Origin of the sequence: Neobacillus sp. PS2-9 (assembly GCF_030915525.1) — a bacterium.
In the GTDB taxonomy this organism is placed as follows: Bacteria; Bacillota; Bacilli; order Bacillales; family Cytobacillaceae; genus Neobacillus.
The window spans coordinates 3,068,655-3,090,376 of the sequence record NZ_CP133269.1 but is presented as its reverse complement, the minus strand read 5'-3'; the positions used below and the strand labels follow the sequence as shown (position 1 = coordinate 3,090,376).

22 protein-coding genes are annotated in these 21,722 nt (G+C 42.6%); all 22 read left to right on the top strand.

Going from position 1 to position 21,722, the window contains the following annotated elements; translation table 11 throughout:
• The first annotated feature begins 90 nt into the window (after positions 1–90).
• A complete protein-coding gene (gene fabG, locus RCG25_RS15645; RefSeq protein WP_308079751.1) occupies positions 91–855 on the top strand; it encodes a 3-oxoacyl-ACP reductase FabG in 765 nt (254 codons plus the stop codon).
• Positions 856–875: 20 nt separating this feature from the next.
• Positions 876–1,325: a MaoC family dehydratase N-terminal domain-containing protein gene (locus RCG25_RS15640; protein WP_308079750.1), complete on the top strand. Its 450-nt coding sequence runs from the start codon at positions 876–878 to the stop codon at positions 1,323–1,325.
• Entirely contained in the window at positions 1,322–1,738 is a 417-nt protein-coding gene (locus tag RCG25_RS15635) for a MaoC/PaaZ C-terminal domain-containing protein (RefSeq protein WP_308079749.1), read from the top strand. The genes RCG25_RS15640 and RCG25_RS15635 overlap by 4 nt, the downstream gene beginning before the upstream one ends.
• A 109-nt stretch (positions 1,739–1,847) precedes the next feature.
• Entirely contained in the window at positions 1,848–2,615 is a 768-nt protein-coding gene (locus tag RCG25_RS15630) for a class II aldolase/adducin family protein (protein WP_308079748.1), read from the top strand.
• 69 nt (positions 2,616–2,684) lie between these two features.
• Positions 2,685–3,614 carry a ketopantoate reductase family protein gene (locus RCG25_RS15625; RefSeq protein ID WP_308079747.1) on the top strand — a complete coding sequence of 310 codons (930 nt, stop codon included), beginning with the start codon at positions 2,685–2,687 and terminating at the stop codon, positions 3,612–3,614.
• Position 3,615: 1 nt separating this feature from the next.
• A complete protein-coding gene (locus RCG25_RS15620; RefSeq protein WP_308079746.1) occupies positions 3,616–5,223 on the top strand; it encodes a long-chain-fatty-acid--CoA ligase in 1,608 nt (535 codons plus the stop codon).
• A gap of 19 nt (positions 5,224–5,242) precedes the next feature.
• Positions 5,243–6,391 (top strand): acyl-CoA dehydrogenase family protein, encoded by a 1,149-nt coding sequence (locus tag RCG25_RS15615; RefSeq protein WP_308079745.1) that lies wholly within the window; start codon positions 5,243–5,245, stop codon positions 6,389–6,391.
• Between the two features lie 23 nt (positions 6,392–6,414).
• Positions 6,415–7,599 carry a thiolase family protein gene (locus tag RCG25_RS15610; protein ID WP_308079744.1) on the top strand — a complete coding sequence of 395 codons (1,185 nt, stop codon included), beginning with the start codon at positions 6,415–6,417 and terminating at the stop codon, positions 7,597–7,599.
• Positions 7,600–7,612: 13 nt separating this feature from the next.
• Complete coding sequence (locus RCG25_RS15605; protein WP_308079743.1) at positions 7,613–7,996, top strand: PaaI family thioesterase; 384 nt, start codon at positions 7,613–7,615, stop codon at positions 7,994–7,996.
• Positions 7,997–8,014: 18 nt separating this feature from the next.
• On the top strand, positions 8,015–8,419 hold the full coding sequence (locus RCG25_RS15600; RefSeq protein WP_308079742.1) for a PaaI family thioesterase: 405 nt from the start codon (positions 8,015–8,017) through the stop codon (positions 8,417–8,419).
• Positions 8,420–8,622: 203 nt separating this feature from the next.
• On the top strand, positions 8,623–9,396 hold the full coding sequence (locus RCG25_RS15595; RefSeq protein ID WP_308079741.1) for an SDR family oxidoreductase: 774 nt from the start codon (positions 8,623–8,625) through the stop codon (positions 9,394–9,396).
• Between the two features lie 35 nt (positions 9,397–9,431).
• Positions 9,432–10,601 carry a thiolase family protein gene (locus RCG25_RS15590; protein WP_308079740.1) on the top strand — a complete coding sequence of 390 codons (1,170 nt, stop codon included), beginning with the start codon at positions 9,432–9,434 and terminating at the stop codon, positions 10,599–10,601.
• Between the two features lie 72 nt (positions 10,602–10,673).
• Complete coding sequence (locus RCG25_RS15585) at positions 10,674–11,261, top strand: TetR/AcrR family transcriptional regulator (RefSeq protein WP_308079739.1); 588 nt, start codon at positions 10,674–10,676, stop codon at positions 11,259–11,261.
• A gap of 27 nt (positions 11,262–11,288) precedes the next feature.
• Positions 11,289–12,965, top strand: a complete 1,677-nt coding sequence (locus tag RCG25_RS15580; RefSeq protein ID WP_308079738.1) for a long-chain fatty acid--CoA ligase — start codon at positions 11,289–11,291, stop codon at positions 12,963–12,965.
• 94 nt (positions 12,966–13,059) lie between these two features.
• Complete coding sequence (locus RCG25_RS15575; protein WP_308079737.1) at positions 13,060–13,923, top strand: branched-chain amino acid ABC transporter permease; 864 nt, start codon at positions 13,060–13,062, stop codon at positions 13,921–13,923.
• Positions 13,923–14,954, top strand: coding sequence for a branched-chain amino acid ABC transporter permease (locus RCG25_RS15570; protein WP_308079736.1), 1,032 nt, complete (start codon positions 13,923–13,925; stop codon positions 14,952–14,954). The genes RCG25_RS15575 and RCG25_RS15570 overlap by 1 nt, the downstream gene beginning before the upstream one ends.
• Positions 14,955–14,956: 2 nt before the next feature.
• Entirely contained in the window at positions 14,957–15,724 is a 768-nt protein-coding gene (locus RCG25_RS15565) for an ABC transporter ATP-binding protein (RefSeq protein WP_308079735.1), read from the top strand.
• Positions 15,717–16,424 carry an ABC transporter ATP-binding protein gene (locus RCG25_RS15560; protein ID WP_308079734.1) on the top strand — a complete coding sequence of 236 codons (708 nt, stop codon included), beginning with the start codon at positions 15,717–15,719 and terminating at the stop codon, positions 16,422–16,424. The genes RCG25_RS15565 and RCG25_RS15560 overlap by 8 nt, the downstream gene beginning before the upstream one ends.
• A 92-nt stretch (positions 16,425–16,516) precedes the next feature.
• Complete coding sequence (locus tag RCG25_RS15555; RefSeq protein WP_308079733.1) at positions 16,517–17,731, top strand: ABC transporter substrate-binding protein; 1,215 nt, start codon at positions 16,517–16,519, stop codon at positions 17,729–17,731.
• 546 nt (positions 17,732–18,277) lie between these two features.
• Complete coding sequence (locus RCG25_RS15550) at positions 18,278–19,231, top strand: MBL fold metallo-hydrolase (RefSeq protein WP_308079732.1); 954 nt, start codon at positions 18,278–18,280, stop codon at positions 19,229–19,231.
• Positions 19,228–20,748, top strand: a complete 1,521-nt coding sequence (locus RCG25_RS15545) for a class I adenylate-forming enzyme family protein (RefSeq protein ID WP_308079731.1) — start codon at positions 19,228–19,230, stop codon at positions 20,746–20,748. The genes RCG25_RS15550 and RCG25_RS15545 overlap by 4 nt, the downstream gene beginning before the upstream one ends.
• 24 nt (positions 20,749–20,772) lie before the next feature.
• Complete coding sequence (locus RCG25_RS15540; protein ID WP_308079730.1) at positions 20,773–21,666, top strand: R2-like ligand-binding oxidase; 894 nt, start codon at positions 20,773–20,775, stop codon at positions 21,664–21,666.
• Positions 21,667–21,722 lie beyond the last annotated feature (56 nt).

Here is a 21,722-nt window from a genome sequence, read left to right as displayed (position 1 = left end):
GCCGAAACACCCACGGAAAGCGAAGTGCCTGGAGCGGAAATCAACAGACAAAGTTTAACAAAGACAAAAAGAAAAACAGGAGGAGTAGAAATGGCAGGTAGATTTGATGGGAAAGTGGCATTTGTAACAGGCGGAAGCCGTGGAATCGGAAAAGGAATTGTTGAGCTTTTTGCAGAAGAAGGCGCAAAAGTAGCCTTTATCGACTTAAATGAAGAAGCATTAAGCCAAACAACAAGTGAATTAAAAGAAAAAGGATACGAAGTATACTCTAAAGTGGCAAACGTTACCGATGCCGAGCAGGTAGAAAATGCGGTAAAAGAGGTTTACGAAGCCTACGGATCGGTTGATGTTCTAGTAAATAATGCGGGAGTCATCCGTGACAATCTGTTATTTAAAATGACAGATTCTGATTGGCAAACAGTCATGGATGTACATTTAAAAGGCTCATTTAATGCGGCACGTGCCGTACAAAAATATATGGTGGAACAAAAATATGGACGTATCATCAATATTTCATCCACTTCTGCCCTTGGTAATCGCGGCCAAGCCAACTATGCTGCCGCCAAAGCTGGGTTGCAGGGCTTCACAAAGACACTGGCAATAGAACTTGGAAAATACGGTATTACGGCCAACTCCGTAGCGCCAGGCTTTATTGAAACAGAAATGACGAAAGAAACGGCTGCAAGAATTGGAATTCCATTTGAGCATCTTATTCAAGCAAGCGTTGCTAATATTCCGGTTGGAAGAAGTGGAAAGCCAGCGGATATTGCCAATGCTGTAGCCTTCTTTGCTGACGAAAAATCGTCCTTTGTTAATGGACAGGTAATCTATGTGGCCGGCGGACCAAAATGCTAATTATGTGAGGTGAGGATGAATTGTTTAAAGATCAAATAGGTAAACAATCAAACAAGGTAAAAAATACCGTTGAAAGAGGAGCCGTCAAGAAATTTGCGGAAGCGATTGGCGACCTTCATCCTATTTATGTTGATGAGGACACAGGAAGATTGTCTCGATTTAAAAACAATATTGCCCCTCCCACCTATCCAAGAGTATTCGATTATGGAGTAGTTGAGGGCTTGAACCTGCCTAATAAAGGCTTAATTCACGGGGAACAAACCTTTCACTATGCACGACCATTATTGGTTGGGGAAGACGTGTACTGCTATTCCAAGGTAAAAAACTACTTTGAGAAAAAAGGGAATTTTGGCGAAATGGGATTCCTTGTCCTTGAAAGCTTTGGTGAGGACGAGGCAGGGAATGTCATCTTTAGTTCAACTTCAACAGTTGTCATATCTGAAGCTGTGAGGAAGGTGTTGGTAAAGTGAGTACACTAGCACAATTACAAGTGGGAGAGTCAATTAATGAGGTTCAGCTTGCCCCTGTTTCAAGGATGGATCTTATTAAATATTCAGGTGCTTCAGGGGATTTTAACCCGATTCACACCATTGATGAGGAAGCCAAAAAAGCGGGGCTGCCAGGAATCATTGCACATGGAATGTGGACTATGGGAAATTTGGCAAAGCTCTTTACTTCTTATTATGAAGAGGGATTTGTTAAGGATTACTCCATCCGCTTTAAGGGCATGGTGTTTTTAAATGATGTCGTTACGCTCAAAGCAACGTTAAAAGAAAAACAGGAAAACACCCTCCGTTTCCAGGTTCAAGCAGTGAACCAGCAAGGAAATGAAGTGTTAAAGGGTGAGGTAGTTTATCACCAATACGAAGTGGTTAGAGAATAATAGGATTTGAAAAGGCTCCCGGCATGGAAGAGGTCTCTCGCCTTCATGCTGGGTTTATTTCTATCAAATTTCAGGGAAGCATGAATGAATATTAATAAAGGGTGATGAAATGACAACCAAAATGAAAGTGAACTATCAGCCGCCAGTTTTTTCGACAGTAGAGGAAGAAAGGCAGCATTTAAAACAAAAATTAGCTGCCGCCTTTCGATTGTTTTCTAAATTTGGCTTTGATGAAGGGGTTGCAGGACATATTACTGCACGTGACCCAGAGCGGAAGGATCATTTTTGGGTGAATCCTTTTGGCATGCACTTTAGTCAAATCTGTGCCTCCGATTTAATTCTTTGTAACCATGAAGGCGAGGTGGTGGAAGGACATTATCCTGTAAACCGTGCCGCTTTTGCCATTCATTCTCAAGTCCATGCTGCAAGGCCTGACGTTATAGCAGCTGCCCATGCTCATTCTGTTTACGGTAAATCCTGGTCTTCCCTTGGGCGCCTCCTTGACCCAATCACACAGGATGCGTGTGCTTTCTATCGTGATCATTCCTTATACGACGACTTTACCGGTGTGGTTCTAGAAATCGAAGAAGGAAGACGGATCGGAAAAGCACTTGGAAACAATAAGGCATGTATTTTAAGGAACCACGGATTGTTGACGGTTGGAGGATCAGTTGATGAAGCCGCATGGTGGTTTATTACTATGGAACGTTCCTGTCAAGCGCAGCTTCTTGCAGAGTCAGCAGGCAAGCCTGTTGTCATTGATGATGAAGACGCAAAAGCCACATATGAGACAGTAGGTGTTCGTACTGCTGGCTGGTTCCAATTTCAGCCATTATGGAATCGAATCGTGAAAGAACAGCCGGATCTTTTAGAATAATGACTCTGATCTGAAAAGAGGACACATTCTCTTTTCAGATGTATACATATGGATTTGGGAGGATTGGCCATGAAAATAGGTGTAGCAGGTACCGGTGCAGTAGGAGGTTATTTCGGTGCGCTTTTAAAAAAAGCGGGAAACGAAGTAATTTTTCTAGCAAGAGGAAAGAATTTGGAAAGAATGCAGGCAGAAGGATTAACGGTTGAGAGTGAAGTGGAACGTTTCTCTGTTGATGGAGAGTTTACAGACAGTTATGAGTCTTTTATGGATATTGACCTCCTGTTATTTTGTGTTAAATCAACCGATACCATAGAGGTTGCGGAAAAATTCCATCCCCTGTTAAAAGCATCCTGCTTGATTATGACCCTCCAAAACGGAGTGGATAATGAAGAAATATTAAGTGAAATCTTTGGTAAAGAACGTATTGTATCTGCAGCAACGTATATTCAAGCAATGGTGACGGATACGGGTGTGGTGAAGCAAATTGGCGTTCCTCCACAGTTAGTTATTGGCACTTTAGACAGTCAGTTAGCGGAAAAAGCAAATGAGATTTCCACCTTTTTTAATGCTGCTAATATCATAACCTATCCATCTAGCAATATTTTACACATTAAGTGGAAAAAGCTACTTTGGAATGTCACCTTTAACCCGTTAACTGCCTTAATGGAAGTAAAGGTTGGCGCCATTTACGACGATGAAGGCCTATATCAAACAGCTCTAACCATCTGTAAAGAGGCAATCGCTGTCGCCAATGCCGCTGGAATGGAAATCGAAGAAGATTTCTATGAAACGATTTTCGCTCAAGGGAACCTTGCGAAAGAACATCAACCCTCCATGCTACAAGATAAATTGAAAGGGAAAGCGTTGGAGGTAGAATCCATCAGCGGATACATCGTAAGAAAAGGAAGAGAAGTAAAGGTGGATACCCCTGTTTTGGGAACTATCTATCATCTTTTAAGTTATCAAGCTAAAAAAAGCTCTAATAGCGAGGTGAAATGACTTGGAAGTACAACGAGATCGTCCCTGGATGGATTATTACCCGGAGACTACGGACCTTTCTTTTGAGATTCCGGAATGTAACCTATATACATTGTTAGAAAAGACGGTAGAAAAATACGGTGAACAAATTGCTATTATTTATGAAGAAGATAAGATCACATACAACCAATTGAAGAACCAAGTAGACCGACTTGCAAACGCTTGGAAACAGTTCGGGATTCAAAAAGGAGAGCGGCTGGGGTTAATGGTCTCGAACCAGCCTTCTTATGTGATTTCCTATTATGCAGCTTTAAAAATTGGAATGATTGTCGTTCAAATTAATCCGCATTATACCCCACGAGAATTACTAGAAATTTTCCATGACTCAGATGTAGCTTATTTAGTTTCAGAACCTGAAAACCTGGAGAAAGTAAGATACCTACAAAATTCCCATTCCTTTAAATATATTTTTGTAACTGAAAGAACCATAGAATCAGATTGTTTTTCATGTATTCTCGATTTAATCCGTCATGCCGAGCCATTACAAGAAGCATGTTCCATCACAGCTAAGGAGGATATTGCTGTTATTCAATACACCGGCGGTACAACGGGGAAAAAGAAAGGAGCTATGCTAACCCATTTTAATTTAATTGCCAATGTCATTCAAAGTAAGGCTCTCTACGGCGAGCGAATGTTCGTTGGTGAAGAAACCATTCTAACAGCAACCCCGCTTTATCATGTGTACGGGATGACAAGTGGAATGAACCTTAGTATTTATATCGGTGCTGCAAATGTGTTAGTGAATAAATTTGAGATTAAAAAGGTTCTTGAAGTAATTCAAGCACACAGTCCGACTTTCTTCCCGGGTGTACCCAAAATGTATAATGCCTTTGTTCATTACCCTGAGATAGACCGTTACGATTTAACCTGTTTTAAAATGTGCTCGAGCGGTTCCGCACCACTTCCAGTTGAAATTATCAAGAAATTTGAAGGGTTGACGGGCGTTTCAATTGGGGAAGGTTATGGGCTCTCAGAAACCTCGCCCACGACGCATCGAAACCCGCCAGAAGGGTTGACCAAAATAGGAAGTATCGGAATTCCTGTGCCAAAAACAGATTGTAGAATTGTAGATGACAATGGCGAGGACCTTCCAGAGAAAAGTATTGGGGAATTATTAATTAAGGGTCCACAGGTGATGATGGGCTACTGGAATAAGCCGGAGGAAACCAAACAGGCCCTTCGCGATGGCTGGTTCTATACTGGTGACCTCGCAACGATGGATGAGGACGGTTACTTTTATATCGTTGGCAGGAAAAAAGAAATGATTATTGTCGGTGGCTTTAATGTGTACCCTCAAGAAGTGGAAGGGATCCTTTATGAACATCCAGATGTACTCGATGCTGCAGTGGTAGGTATCCCTGATAAAAATTCTGGTGAGCTGGTAAAAGCATTTATCGTGCCAAAAGCCGGAGCTGAAATCAATAGTAACGAGTTAAAGAGTTACTGCTATCAACATCTTACCCGATACAAGGTACCCAAACAATTTGAAATCATAGATTCTCTGCCGCGAAATGCAGTAGGAAAAGTATTAAAACGAGTTCTTCTAGAAAAAGAAAAAAATCGAGTCTAAGTACATTTGGAGGTGTCACATGAATTTCGAATTAGATGAAGACATTCTTTTTTTGAAAAAGAACGTCAGGGATTTCATTCAGACAGAGGTAGAAGCAGTTGCCATGCAAATTGAGGAAGAGAACCACATACCGGAAAGGATTATTCAGCTGTCAAAAGAGATGGGCCTCTTTGGTCTAAGTATTCCTGAAGAATATGGCGGTCTTGGAATTGGAATGGTCGGTAAATGCGCCTTATACGAGGAAATCGGTCAAACACATAACGGATATACGACTTTAATTGGAGCCCATACCGGTATCGGATCAGTAGGAATTGTAGAAATGGGGAACGAAGAGCAAAAGAGAAGATATTTACCTGATATGGCGAACGGGGATAAAATAGGTGCCTTCGCTTTAACCGAGCCTGCCGCCGGTTCTAATGCCGCCAATTTAAAAACAACAGCTGTTAGAAAAGGAAATACTTACGTTCTTAACGGTTTAAAACATTATATTACTAACGCAACTGAAGCAAGCGTTTTTACAGTGATGGCGGTAACCGACCCGGAAAAAGGGGCCAAGGGAATTACCTCGTTTATTGTAGAAAAGGATTTTCCAGGGTTTCAGGTCGGTGCGGTTGAGAAAAAAATGGGCTTACGTGGATCACATTCAGCGGAATTAATCTTTGAAGATTGTGAGGTTCCGGTTGAAAACGTGCTCGGTGTAGAGGGTCAAGGCTACGTGAATGCGTTGAAAATTTTAGCAAACGGCCGTGCGGGCTTGGCCTCTCGTAATCTTGGTTCCTGTCAAAAGCTTTTGGACATGTCAACAAGATATGCCAAAGACCGAATCCAATTTGGAAAGCCGATTATCTCAAACCAGGCCGTGAGCCATATGCTGGCAGAGATGGCGGTGGAAATAGAAGCGTTAAGGTCGTTTACTTACAGGGTGGCATGGATGGTAGATCAAGGAATGAAAGTCATTAAAGAGGCGGCCATGCTTAAGCTATATGGATCAGAGGTTTACAACCGGGTTGCAGATAAGGCCGTACAAATCCATGGAGGTCTTGGCTATATTGCAGATTACCCAGTGGAACGCTTTTATCGTGATGCAAGGATTACAAGAATCTATGAAGGAACATCAGAGATTCAGAAAAATATCATTGCTGCCCAGTTAGAAAAAGAATACAGCTAATCTAGTAATATAGGAGGATATTCATGAATGATATTGTGATCCTTAGTGCCGTTCGTACACCAGTCGGCAGGTATGGCGGTGCATTAAAAAGTATGAATTCAGGGACTCTTGCTTCTATCGTCATTAAAGAGGCGGTGAAAAGAGCAGGAATTAGCCCTGATCAGGTCGATGAAGTCATTTTAGGCGAAGTCCGTCAATCTACTGAATCCTCTAATGTCGCTAGGGTCGCTGCATTACGCGCAGGAGTCCCTGAAACCGCACCGGCGTTTACCATTAACCGCTTATGTGCATCAGGGCTGCAGGCTATTGCATCAGGTGCCCAACAAATCTCTAGCGGACAAGCGGAAATCGTTGTGGCCGGTGGAACAGAAAGCATGAGCAATGCCCCGCTTTATCTAAGAAACTCTCGATTCGGTGGTGATAACGCAAAACTAATCGATTCCAATACGGAAGCGGGACAACAGCCTCAGGAAATCTATGGAAGTCAGTTAGGAATGGGAATCACTGCTGAAAATGTCGCTGAGAGATTTTCAATTTCACGGGAGGATCAAGATGCTTTTGCATATGAGAGTCAATTACGGGCAGCGGCAGCTTTAAAAAATAATCGGTTTGAGGATGAAATTGTCCCCGTTGAGGTGAAAGGAAAAAAGAGTTCGATTACTTTTTCGGTGGATGAACATCCAAGACCGGAAACTACAATCGAAACATTAAGAAAGCTTAAACCTGTTTTTAAAGAGAATGGCACGGTCACTGCTGGTAATGCCTGTGGACGTAATGACGGAGCAGCCGCCTTAGTGTTAACGTCTCGTAGCCATGCAGAGGGAATGGGTTTGAAGCCAATGGCTAGAATCGTGGATTGGTCAGTGGTTGGAGTCTCACCAGAGGTTATGGGAATTGGTCCGGTGCCAGCTGTGAAAAAACTATTGGAACGAACAGGGTTTACACTTGCTGATATTGATTTATTTGAGTTAAATGAAGCGTTCGCCTCCCAGGCATTAGCTGTAATTCGTGAATTAAATCTTGATCAGGATAAGGTGAATGTGAACGGGGGTGCGATTGCACTTGGACATCCCCTTGGGGCCACGGGTGCAAAAATCATCACTACTTTAATTTACGAACTAATCAGGCAACAGAAAAAAAGAGGCATAGCCACTTTATGTGTTGGCGGAGGACAGGGAATGGCTATGATGGTAGAGATTACTACTTAAAGGAGAAAGACGAATGAAAATGCCCGAAACTACATCAACATTTTTCGACTATATGGGTTTTAGTGGTGAATGGTCGGATTCGTTTCAGTTAGAAATTGACATGCAGCCGCATTTGCTTCAGGATGACGGAACCGTTCATCCTGGGGTCTTCTCCACCATGCTTGATATTATAATGGGAGCAAACATCTCTTTAGAGACCCAGTCATTCGCCGCTACCATTAACCTAAATCTATCATTCTTTGATCTTTTACCAAAAGAAAAATATCGTGCAGAAACAACAGTTTTGAACCAAGACGGAAAATATGTCACGGCGGAAGGGACCATTTACGATCAAAATCATTCGCTTATTGCGAAAGGGATAGGGACATTTAAAACAAGTCCAATTATACAAGGATAGTAAGTAGGTGGGGATAAATTGTCGGTCTTGAATACGGAGCTTCATAAATATATAGAGAATAATCCGTTCAATAACCATATCGGTTTTGAACTAGTAACTGAAAAGAAAGATGAAATCCTTCTTAAGCTTTCACTGAAAAGAGAGCTCCTAAATACTAATAAAACTGTTCACGGAGGAGTACATGCCTCCATGCTGGACACCGTGCAATCCATCGTTCTTCGATCGATTTATCAATCCCCGGTAGCAGCAATGAATTTAGATGTCCATTATTTTTCACCAGCTAATTCTGGCCATCTCTTTGCTAAAGCAAAAATCCTTCAAAAGGGTTATAAACTGGCTACTATTGAAGCGGAAATAGTAGACGATCATCAACAATTGATAGCAAAAGGAACTGGCATCTATCGGATTATTAGAAAAGGATAGGGTCCAGAAGACTTTTCTACTATACTAATGAGGAATTTGTCGAATGACTGGATGTTGAATATTCTAAAAATTTCTAATATTATAAGATTAATAACATACCAACTAGTTAGTATGTTTGAGATGATATAAACCAAGCTTTTTGGATGAATGAATTTTATGAAAAGACGATACCAATTGAGTTGATAGAAATAGGAGGAAATAGAATGCACGTAAAAGATCTTTTTGATCTCAAAGGAAAAGTAGCCATTGTTACAGGTGGTGGCAGAGGATTAGGACAGCAAATTGCAGAGGGATTTGCGGAAGCAGGGGCAAATGTAGTGGTCTGCTCCAGAAGACTGGAGGCCTGTGAAGAAGTGAGTGAAGGGCTGAAGAAGCTTGGGGTTGAGAGCTTTGCATTACAATGTGATGTTACAAACCCTGAAGATGTTAAGCATGTCGTCGAGAAGACCGTTGAAAAATTCGGAAGGATTGATATTCTCGTCAACAATAGTGGTGCGTCATGGGGAGCACCAGTCGAAGAAATGCCACTTGAGGCTTGGTACAAGGTAATGAATGTGAATGTTACGGGCACCTTCTTAATGAGTCAGGCTGCTGGAAAAGTAATGCTTGAGCAGAAAGCAGGGAAAATTATCAATATCGCTTCGGTTGCGGGTTTAAAAGGCAGTAACCCTAAATATATGAATGCTATTGGCTATAACGCAAGTAAAGGAGCCGTTATTACGTTTACGAAGGATTTGGCAGTGAAATGGGGACCACAAGGAATCTATGTGAATGCGATTGCTCCAGGCTTTTTCCCAACAAAAATGTCCAAAGGGTTACTAGACCAAGGTGGAGAAGCGATTCTCGAAGGCACACCATTAAGAAAGTTCGGCTCGGATACAGACCTTAAAGGTGTGGCGTTATTTTTAGCATCGCCTGCCTCTGATTTTGTAACCGGTGACATTATTGTAGTTGATGGCGGAGCACATGCCATGTAAATGACATAATCCAAAAAATTGGGGGGATTTACACAATGAAAAGAGATGCAGTGATTGTTGCAGCGGTGCGGACGGCGATTGGCAGACAGGGAGGTGCACTTGCAGGTGTTCCAGCCCATGTCTTAGGTGCAGAGGTTATTAAAGAAGCAGTGAAACGTGCAAAAATTCAGCCTGAAATGATTGACGATGTGATTTTCGGCAATGTGCTTTCAGGGGGAGGAAATATTGCTAGATTAACAGCTTTACAGACAGGATTATCGCTAGATTTACCTGGGTTAACGGTGGACCGGCAGTGCGGATCGGGAATTAATGCGATTAATCTTGCCGCGCAAGCGATTCGGGCCGGAGACGGAGATGTGTATATTGCCGGTGGGACGGAAAGTATGAGCCGGGCTCCATATTTAATGGATCGTCCAGAAAAACCGTTCAGTCCTATGCCGCCAAGCTTCCGGAAGTCTCAACTGTCTCCAAAGGAAATTGGCGACCCACCAATGGGGATTACTGCTGAAAATCTCGTTGAAAAATACCAAATCTCACGGGAGGAACAGGATCAATTTTCCCTCCAAAGTCAACAGCGGATGGCAGTTGCGATGGAGGAAGGACGGTTTGAAGAACAAATTGTGCCAATCACCATTCCTGTAAAAAAGGGTGAACCTGTTGTATTTAATAAAGATGAGCACCCAAGACCACAAACGACTTATGAGGCATTGGCGAAGCTGCAGCCTGCGTTTCTAAAGGGTGGAACGGTCACTGCTGGAAACAGTTCAGGATTAAATGATGCCGCATCGGCCCTTGTCATTATGTCGAGAGAAAAGGCAGAAGAATTAAATCTCACTCCGCTTGCGGTTGTACGTCACTATGCTGTCGCAGGTGTTGATCCAAATATTATGGGTATTGGACCAGTACCTGCCGTAAGAAAGGTAATGGAAAAGTCTGGTCTATCCATCGAAGAAATGGACTTAATTGAAATTAATGAAGCGTTTGCCTCACAGGTACTCGCATGTAACCGCGAGCTTGGTATGGATCTTGAAAAGGTAAATGTGAATGGTGGAGCCATTGCCCATGGACATCCACTAGGTGCTACAGGTGCCATCCTCGTCACAAAGGCAGTCTATGAACTAAAACGGTCAGAGGGACGATTCGCCCTCATTACCGCCTGTATTGGCGGAGGCCAGGGAATCGCCACCATTATTGAACGCGAATAATACCGCGGTGAGGTTGATTCAATGTAAGGGAGTCAACCTCACCACAGGGTTATTGCCGAAAGGAAATATCCAATGAAGCGAAAATTAATGGAGACTGGAATCCAGTTGTTTGATCAAAATGGATTTAAATCCACGTCTGTACAGGATATTGTTCAATCACTGGGTGTGACGAAGGGAACCTTTTACTATTATTTTAGCAGTAAGGAAGAACTGCTAAAGGATATCCACTTAACCTATATCGAGGAACTGGTAAAAAAACAGGAAGTAATCCTCAATAATTCTTACTCTGATTGTATAAAAAAACTATATGAGATTGTGTTTATGCTAATCAGCAGTATCAAGACGGAACGGCCGAGCGCACGCATTTTTTCAAGGGAAATGCGGCATTTAAGTGAAAAATATATTGAGGAAATCAAAGAAAAACGAACGCTGTTTCGGAAAAATACACAAAGACTAATTGAAGATGGTATTCATCAAGGCAGATTTAAATCAGGTCTTCGCGCTGATATCCTAACGATGGGAATTCTGGGAATAACGAATTGGAGTTTTTATTGGTTTAACCCAACCGGGGAAGTCCCGGAGGAGAAAGTCGTGGAGATATATGTAGATATGATCTTAAATGGAATCGTAAAAAATGACAGCGTTTTCAATAAAATCTAATATTCTATTTAATCAGGAGGATATGCAATGCTTACTCTTCATTACGAATACTGGCCAAAAATCTCTAAATCATTGAAAGTTCCTGCAACCTCTCTTTATGACAACTTACGAGTGAGTGCTGCCCGTTATCCGGACCAGGCTGCCATTTTTTATTACGGAAACAAGCTATCCTATCAACAGCTGGATGAGGAAGTGAATGCGCTAGCCGGATACCTACAACATAAGCTTGGGGTAAAAACGGGTGAAAAAGTATTGCTTTTCATGCAAAATTCACCACAATTTGTGATTGGTTATTATGCGATTTTAAGAGCAAATGCCGTGGTTGTTCCGATCAATCCGATGTTAGTTGCCGATGAATTAGAATTTTACGTGCGTGACTGTGAAATCAAGACAGCTCTTGCAGGTCAAGAATTATATGACCGAGTCCGTCCATTATTAGGTACGACTACACTAGAAAACTTACTGCTTGCAGCCTATTCAGATTATGCAGGGACCGGGTTTGAAGAGATGCTTCCAAAAGAGGTGGAAGCACCAAGTGTCCCATTTTCTGAGGCTGGTCACTATCTTTGGAACGATGCCATTCAAGCTAAGATAGCTCCATCTGAACATACAGCAAAGGGAAATGACCTCGCAGTCCTGCCATATACATCAGGAACAACGGGTCTGCCAAAAGGTTGTATGCACACAAATCGGACGGTAAACGCGAATACTGTAGGCGCTTATCATTGGTCAAATACTACACCAAACGCCGTGCATTTAATGTCCCTACCGCTTTTTCATGTAACAGGGATGGTGCACAGTATGCATATGCCAATCTACAGCGGAAGTACAATGGTCATTCTGACAAGATGGAATCGAGATGCGGCAGTCGAAATGATTAAAAGCCTTCAATGTACCCATTGGGTAACAATTGCCACGATGATCGTCGATTTCTTAGCCAATCCAAAGCTGAAAGCAGAGGATATCTCCTCTTTAACCTCTATTTCTGGTGGAGGTGCTGCCCTTCCTGAGGCGGTAGGGGAAAAGCTATTTAAGTTATCGGGTTTACGGTTTGTCGAGGGTTACGGTTTATCTGAAACGATAGCTCAAACGCATTTCAATCCAGCAGAGCGTCCAAAGATGCAATGTCTTGGGATTCCCTCCTTTGATGTCGATGCCAAAATTATCGAGCCAGCGACAGGAAAAGAGCTGGGTGTTGGGGAAGTAGGGGAAATTATCGTCAATGGCCCGCAGGTAATGGTTGGTTACTTTAACCGCGACGATGAAAATAGAAGTGCTTTTATTGAAATAGACGGAAAATCGTTTTTTAGAACAGGGGATATCGGCCGCTATGATGAGGAAGGCTATTTCTTCATGGTTGATCGTGTGAAACGGATGATTAACGCATCTGGATATAAGGTATGGCCAACTGAAGTGGAATCGTATCTGTATAAGCACCCAGCCATTCAGCAGGCTTGTGTGGTGGGGGTACCTGATCCAAGAAGAGGGGAGACGGTGAAGGCTTTCGTTATATTAAACGAAGGTTTTGAAGGAAAAGTGAGCGAAGAGGAAATTATTGAGTGGTCGAAACAGCATATGGCTGCCTATAAATACCCAAGACTCATAGAATTCCGCAAGCAGTTCCCAATGACCTCAAGTGGAAAAATCTTATGGCGTACGCTTCAAGAAGAGGAAAAAGAGAAGGTAACAAATAACGTACAGTAATTTGGTTGAGAAAAGGGAGCTGACCGAATGGAACGCTCCCATATAGAAATATTTTATATGAATTGAAATTTCAAAAAAGTATAAGGGGGAAGCTATGGAGATTCTTATTCAGCAGCTGTTTAATGGCTTAACCATTGGAAGCGTTTATGCCCTTGTTGCCTTAGGATTAACGCTCGTTTATGGTATATTGCACATTCCAAATTTTGCGCATGGAGCATTATACATGATGGGTGGATACATAACCTTAACAATGATGACCAAGTTTGGGCTTCATTATTGGGTCGCTATTTTTGTTTCAATTCTAGTTGTGGGTCTTCTTGGTGTCATGATGGAACGGTTTGTCTTTCACCCGCTTAGAGAAGCACCGCCCATCCACGACAAAATTGCTGCCATTGGAATTCTCTTATTCTTAGAAGCTTTCGCCCAATTTTATTGGGGGGCAGAATATCAAAGTATGCCAACACCGTACGGGCAGGTTGTTCAACTATTTGGATTGACGTTTACGATGCAGCGAATCCTGATTGTTGTTGCCGCCATTGTTGTCATGATTCTACTCTATCTTTTCTTGAAAAAAACCTTCACAGGGGCAACCATCATTGCTATGTCACAAAATCGTGAAGGAGCCAACCTGGTGGGTATTAATACAAACAAGGTGGCCATGTTAACCTTTATGATTTCTGGCGGGCTTGCTGCCATTGCATCCTCTCTGTCTGCACCTATTAATCTAGTGTTTCCAGGAATGGGACAGCTAGTTATTCTTAAAGCCTTTGTTATCATTATCCTCGGTGGTATGGGTAGTATCCCGGGAGCCATTGTCGGTGGATATATTTTAGGCTTTAGTGAAAGCTTAGGCGCAACCTACATTTCTAACGACTACAAAGACATCATCGCATTCGTCCTTCTTGTCATCATCTTAACTGTTAAACCAACGGGATTGTTTTCTAAGGGGGGACATTAATGGGAAAGGTATTTAATCAAAGAAATGTGATTATTGTTTTAATCCTATTTGCGGTTGGGTTCCCTTTAGTATCTAATAACAATTACTTCATCCACATCATGACTCTTTCTTTTATTTGGATGATTGGTGTCTACGGATTGAATTTACTAGCAGGTTATACGGGGTATCTTTCGCTGGCCCATGCTGGCTTCTTTGGGATAGGAGCTTATTCCTTAGGGATCTTAACCGTAAAAGCAGGGATGAATTTCTGGGCGGCTTTCTTTTTATCCCTGGTAATTACTAGTGTACTAGGTTTCCTTGTTGGTTTAATCGCCTTACGGACGAAAGAACACTTCTTTGCGATTTATACTCTGTGCCTGGGCTACATTATCTATCTCGTTATTGATAAATGGGACAGCTTAACAGAAGGTGTTCGCGGGTTAATTGGAATTCCTGCACCTGCAGGATTTGGTCCTATTACCTTTGAAACAGAGGTTTCACACTATTATTTAGTGTTGTTCTTCTTACTTCTCGTGGTTCTTGTCATGTACCGAATTATTCACTCCCTATCAGGTCGGACCTTTATTGCGATTCGAAACAGTGAAGATTTAGCACAAACCATTGGGATATCCACCATGAAAAATAAACTAACAGTCTTTGTATTGTCTACGCTCTTTGCTGGATTATCTGGAGCTCTATATGCATCATTTGTGCGTTTTATTGGTCCAGATATTGGTTCAATCACCATTACCTTTGACCTATTAACCTATTTGCTTGTAGGCGGAATTGGTACGCTAAGCGGTCCTCTGGTCGGCACCTTGCTTATTGTTTGGTTGTCACAGCAACTCCAGGATTTTCAGCAGTACAGGATGCTTATTTTCGGCCCTGTCTTAACCCTGCTGGTCATTTTCTATCCACGTGGAATTGTGGGAGCGGTCTCAAGTGGGATGGCTAAACGGAGAGCGAAAAAGGAACAGCTGCAGCTCACTAATACAGCCCGTGCAAGCGGTAAGCCATTCATCGACCGTGAAAAGCAAGTAGAGGAGGTATAGGGATGCAATTTTTGGAGACGAAAAATCTAACAAAGAAATTTGGCGGCCTTGTTGCCGTGAATCAAGTAGATTTTACGATTGAACAAGGAAAAATTAATGCCATTATTGGTCCAAATGGAGCCGGGAAGTCGACCTTTTTCAACTTAATCAGCGGTTTTCATCAACCAAGCTCAGGACAGGTGATTTTTAAAGGAAAGGATATTACCACGTTACCTTCCAATAAAATCGCAGAGCTTGGAGTGGCACGAACCTTCCAAACAACGAATTTGTTCGAACAATCCACAGTGCTTGACAATGTCATCGTTGGACATCGCTTGCGGACGAAATCCAATTTACTGGATGCCATTTTTCGTACACCACGCTTAAGAAACGAAGAGGAGCAATGCCGCGAAAAAGCAATGGAAGTATTGGAATTCGTTGATTTAAAACAGGCAGCCAATAAACTCGTTGGCAGCTTAACGCAGGAAGAAAAAAAGCGAACGGCATTTGCCTTGGCGTTAGCAACGGATCCTGAGATTGTATTTCTAGATGAACCAGCGGCCGGTGTAAACCCGGATGAAACAGAAGGGTTGGCAGATTTGATGAAAAAGATGGTAAGTAAAGGAATCACAGTTTGCTTAATTGAGCACAAAATGTCGATGATTATGAGAATTGCCGATAAAATTATGGTTCTGAATTATGGGGAAAAGATCGCCGAAGGCAGACCGGAGGAAATTCGTAATAATGAATCGGTTATAAAAGCGTACTTGGGAGGGAGCGCCATTGCTTAGTTTACAAAATGTCTCTGTCAAATACGGTAGTTTTACAGCCATTCAAAACGTGAACATTGAGGTTAATGAAGGCGAAATCGTCGTCCTATTGGGATCAAATGGGGCCGGAAAAAGTACGACCTTTCGAACCATTAGCGGCCTAAGTAAGCCTGCCACTGGAGAAATCCTTTTCGAAGGCAAAAGATTGAATCGAACGTCGGCTGATCAAATTGTAAAATTAGGAATCGGTCAATGTCCGGAGGGAAGGAAACTATTCCCTGCCATGTCTGTCCAGGAGAATCTTAGAATGGGTGCCTATGTACACCGTGGAAAAAAGGAAGAATACAAGCATTCTCTTGAGCATGTATACGAGCTGTTTCCAATTCTGAGGGAAAAAAAGAATGATGCTGCAGGTTCTCTAAGCGGTGGTCAGCAGCAAATGCTTGCGATTGGCAGAGCATTAATGTCAAAACCGAAGCTGATGCTGCTTGATGAACCCTCTATTGGTCTTGCGCCGTTGATTGTGGAGCAAATGTTTGAGGTTATTCAAAAAATTAACCAAGAGGGGACTACCATCCTGTTAGCAGAACAAAATGCGAATGCTGCTTTAAAAATTGCAGATAAAGGCTATGTATTTGAAAATGGCTCCATCGTCCTTCAAGGCACTTCAGAAGAATTATTTGCGAATGATGAAGTGAGAAAAGCGTATATAGGTGCGTAATCTATTGACTGGCTGCACTTTTAAGGGGGTGAGGAAGGGCTTATTACCACTGTCAATATCTGAATATTTTTAAAATATAAGGGGGAAAACCAATGAAAAGATTAAAATCTCTTTTGATGCTGAGTTTGATCTTCGTAGTAATTTTCAGTTTGGCAGCATGTAACAGTTCATCCAATGAATCAGCAAACACCAAACCGTCCTCAGGAGGCGGCGGTGACAGTAAATCTGAAGAAACAGGCACAGTTAATATTGGTTATACTGGACCATTAAGCGGCCCGGCTGCCTTTTATGGTGAGCGTACTTTAAATGGTGTAAAGATGGCGGCAGAAGAGATTAATGGAGCCGGTGGATTTGAAGTAGGCGGAAAGAAATTCAAGCTGAATATTGTTTCGTTGGATGACAAATACCTTCCAAATGAAGCTGGAGCTAACGCCAAAAGGCTGATTCAGGAAAACAAAACACCAATCATTTTCACTCCGCACAGCGGTGGTGTCTTTGCACTACAAGTATTCAACCAACAAGATAAATTCCTCATTGGTGCTTACACAAGTGAACCGAAAGTGTCTGAAGTGGGCAATAACCTAACCGTACGTATTCCTCCTCGTTATGATGGATATTTAAAGCCGTTTACAGACTATGAAATGAAGAAATTCGGTAAGAAAATTGCCTTTCTACCAACTGCGTCTCAATACGGAAAAGACTGGTCTGAAAAGCTGAAAGCGCATTGGGAAAAAGAAGGTGGGAAGGTTGTTTACAACTCTGCCATCGACTTTGCGAAAGAAACAGATTTCTTCACGACAGTTACAAATGCGTTAAAGGAAAAGCCAGATGTATTGTTTATCGGTGGTGCATCTGAACCGACTGCAAAAGTAGCGAAGCAAGCACGTGAGCTAGGCTTTAAAGGCGGTTTTATCGTAATGGACCAAGCAAAATTTGATGAAATGAAAAAGGTAACTGGTTCTTATGATTTGTTAAATGGTTCAATCGGCGTTATGCCTCTTATTGAATCAAAAAGCCCAGCTATTCCTGATTTTGCTAAGAAATACCAAGAAAAGTATGGAGAGACTCCTGGATCAGAAGCAGGTCTTAATTACATTGCGATGTACATTTTTGTAGAAGCAATGAAAGCGGCAGGCTCTGTTGACGATGCAGAAAAAATCCAAGCCAAAATGCAGGATGGCGTAAGCAATATTCCTGATAATGTGAAAATATATGACTTTACGAAATTTACTGGCGGCGGCTTCGATGGTGAATTAGAGGTTGCAGCGGTAGAGGACGGAAAAATCGTGCCAATCAAGATTAAATAATAGGTAACTATGTAACTCTCCCCCTTGTATTACATCCGACCACCACTTGGTGTTTAGTATACAAGGGGGATTTTAATAGTTTTATGACATAATCTTGGGTTACTAGAAATATAGTCTATTGGTCAACCCTCCTTTAGATGTGATTGGTTCTATGTATGCGACCAAAATCTCTTAACAAACGAAAGAAAGGTCGCCTATAAGGGCTCTATGCGACCGAACCAGCTGGAAAAATGAAAGAAAGGTCGCCTATAAGGGTTCTATGCGACCGAACCAGCTGGAAAAATGAAAGAAAGGTCGCCTATAAGGGTTCTATGCGACCGAACCAGCTGGAAAAACGAAAGAAAGGTCGCCTATAAGGGTTCTATGCGACCGAACCAGCTGGAAAAATGAAAGAAAGGCTCCTATGAGGGTTCTACGCGACCGAAACAACTGATAAAACGAAAGAAAGGTCTCCTATGAGGGGTTCATCGCGACCAAAGCTTCTTGAAGTTCAAAAGATTTGGAGCATTCAAAGCCTCTTATCGTTCAGAAGGGAGGAGCCATCACATGGTTAAAATTATTCCTCTAGAGCTACAAACACACTTTGCCGAAGGAACGGTGAATGCCTTCTTGGTCATTGGAGAAACCGTTACCTTAGTGGATACCGGAAACCCCGGCAGAGAGTCCTATCAACAGTTAAAGAATCAACTACATAATCATGGCATTCAATTAACAGATATTGACCATATTGTCCTCACCCACATTCATATAGACCATGCTGGTGCCATCCCACATCTTCAAGAAGAAGTTGATATTCCTATTTTTGTACATGAACAGGCGGCCGGGTCCATCAACTCTGATATTCACGAGTATCAAAGAGTTCAGCAATTTTTTGACCAGTTTGTAACAAGCTGCGGTGCCGACCCGAAAAAGCATATTATTAAGCGTCCATTTCATGAGGAAATTTGGCAGAATGTCACTTTTTTAAAAGAAAGAGACCAGGTTCCTCTAGGTGGAAGGAAGTTTGAGGTGGTGCATGTTCCAGGACACAGTCAATGTGATCTGTTGCTGTGGAGCCCTGAAACCGGGGAAACATTCGCTGGCGATCATTTATTAAAGGCCTTTTCCGTAAATGCCTTTATTGAACCGCCAAATCCAGGGGAGCTAAGTCGACCGCAACCATTATTACAGTATAGGGATTCGATGGAAAAAGTCAGTCAGCTGCCACTTGTGACGATTTATCCCGGCCATGGGGAGGTATTTACTGATCACGTATCATTAATCAAAACAAGATTGAGTGAACAGGAAAAGCGCTGTAAACAGATTCTATCTATTCTTGATCATGGGGAAAAAAGTATTTTTGAGATTTGCAGCGTGATGTATCCTCGATTAAACGGTAGAACGGTGTTTTTGGGGCTATCACAAATCCAAGGTCATTTAGATTTGCTTGAGCAAAGACAGCAGGTCAGATACGAAAAACAAGGTTCTAAAGTGGTGTACCGAAAGGAGCGGATTGGATGAAACTTAAGGAGCTGCTTGAAACAAATATAACTAATTTTGGAGAGTACCCTTTTTTATTTTTCAAAGAAAAGTCCTACACAAATGTGGAAACGAAACAATTTGCAGACCAATTTGCTCATGGCCTACGGAAACTTGGGATAAATAAGGGTGACCGTGTCATGATTTGCATGCCCAATTGTCCGGAAGTCCTCTTCTCCTATCAAGCGATCACAAGAGCGGGTGCCATCATTGTACCAGTCATGTTTACGCTTCACCCGAAAGAGCTTCACTATATCGCTGAGAAATCTGGTGCCAAAGCAGTGATTACTTCCTCGTATGTGTTAGCTAATGTGGAAAAATCGCTTGAGGGATTAGCTGCCAAACCAGAGTTAATTGTGGTCGACCAACCTTCGTCGAGTCAGGTGAAAAACTTTTACGAGGTGATGGTTCAGGACAATGGTTCTCTCGATGAAGGGGTGACAGAAGAAGATACCGCGGTCATCTTATACACCTCAGGAACAACAGGAAATCCAAAAGGAGTTCTCTTGACCCATAAAAACCTATTTTCCAATGCTGGAAATTCGGCGAAACATAATGAAACAGAGCGGGGAACAACACTAGGTGTCCTGCCGCTTGCCCATGTCTATGGCCTAACAGTTTCCAATGTTTGCTACTTAACAGGCAGTTCGATCGTAGTTTTTTCGAGCTTTGATATAAAAGAAGTGTTTAAAGCCATTGAAACCTATAAGGTTCGGACGTTTTCCGCGGTACCAGCGATGATTCATGCGATGTTATCCTTTCCCGGGGCGGACCAATATGATACCTCCAGCCTGGAATCGGTCGGATCAGGTTCAGCGCCTCTGCCGGTGGCGTTACTCCATGCGTTTGAACAAAGGTTTGGAGCGAAGGTGTACGAAGGCTATGGTTTATCTGAAGCTGCACCTGTTGTGACGGCCCATCGGAAAGGAATCGAGATTAAACCTGGCTCCGTCGGGATTCCGATTCCAGGGGTAGAAGTGATGGTGGTTAATGAGGAGGGCGAGGAGCTTCCTTCCGGTGAAGTAGGGGAGTTGATTGTCCGTGGTGACAATGTCACGCCAGGTTACTATCAAAATCTGGAGGAATCGAGCCGTGTATTAAGGGAAGGGTGGTTATATACAGGTGATATGGCTCGAATCGATGATGAGGGCTACGTCTATATTGTTGACCGCAAAAAAGACTTAATTATTCGCGGCGGCTTTAATGTCTATCCACGTGATGTAGAGGAAATTCTTAACGCTCATGAACAGGTGTTTGAGGCTGCTGTTATTGGCGTTCCAGATGAGCGAATGGGTGAAGAGATGGTGGCATGTGTCGTGAAGAAGCCAGGGTCTGAGGTAACTGAAGAAGAACTGATTCGTTACTGTCAAGATCATTTAGCGAAAAATAAAACCCCGAGAAGAATTGTTTTTCTAGAAGCGTTGCCTAGAAATGGCGTGGGAAAAATTTTAAAAACACATTTACGCCGAACTGCGTCTGAAATTGTAATCAAACCGTAAAGGGAAATGAGGAGGAAAAGTATTATGGAAAAAAGGACCATTTTAACGACGAGCTCGAGAGGTCTGCTGGAGGATTCCTTCCCGTATCGACTCTATCAAAAAGCCAAACGTTTAGGCACCTGGAATCCTGCTGATATTGATTTCAGCCAGGATCAACGAGACTGGAGAGCGATGAATGAAGAGCAGCAACAGGATATTTTACGCCTGATTTCTCAGTTTCAAGCGGGTGAGGAAGCGGTTACGCTTGATTTGCTTCCGTTGATTATGGCGATTGCCAAAGAAGGCAGACTGGAAGAAGAAATGTTTTTAACGACCTTCTTATATGAGGAAGCGAAGCACACGGAGTTTTTCCGACTTGTATTGAATGCGATTGGGGAGAAGGGGGATCTCTCCCATTTCCATACGGAGACCTATCAGAAGATATTTTATGAAATTCTCCCGACAGCGATGGAGCGTCTGGTTACCGACCAGTCTCCTGAAGCGATTGCTGAAGCATCTGTCGTGTATAACATGTTTGTTGAGGGCGTATTAGCTGAAACCGGCTATTATTCGTTCTATGCTGCCTTGGAAACAGCCGGAATCATGCCAGGACTGCTTGAAGGCATTGGAAATTTGAAGAAGGATGAGTCGAGACATATCGGGTACGGCACGTTCCTTCTGCAACGATTGATTTGTGAGCACCCACATCTTTTTGATTTTGTTGCGGTTAAAATGGGCGAGTTGACGCCACTCGCGATTCGCTTAAACCAGGAAGGCATCGCAGGAAGGGAGGTTAGTTCATTCGGAGGAAATCCTGATGACATCATGAACTTTACCCTCAAACAGCTATCCGTCCGAATGGAAATTTTAGCGAGAGCCAAAGGCAAAAAAATCGAAGAGATTTATAGATATTCAGATAGTGAGTTAGGAGTTTTGTAGGTTTATTGTGCCCGAAACAAGAGAAGTTGGGGCGAAACGGTCACAAATAATGCAGT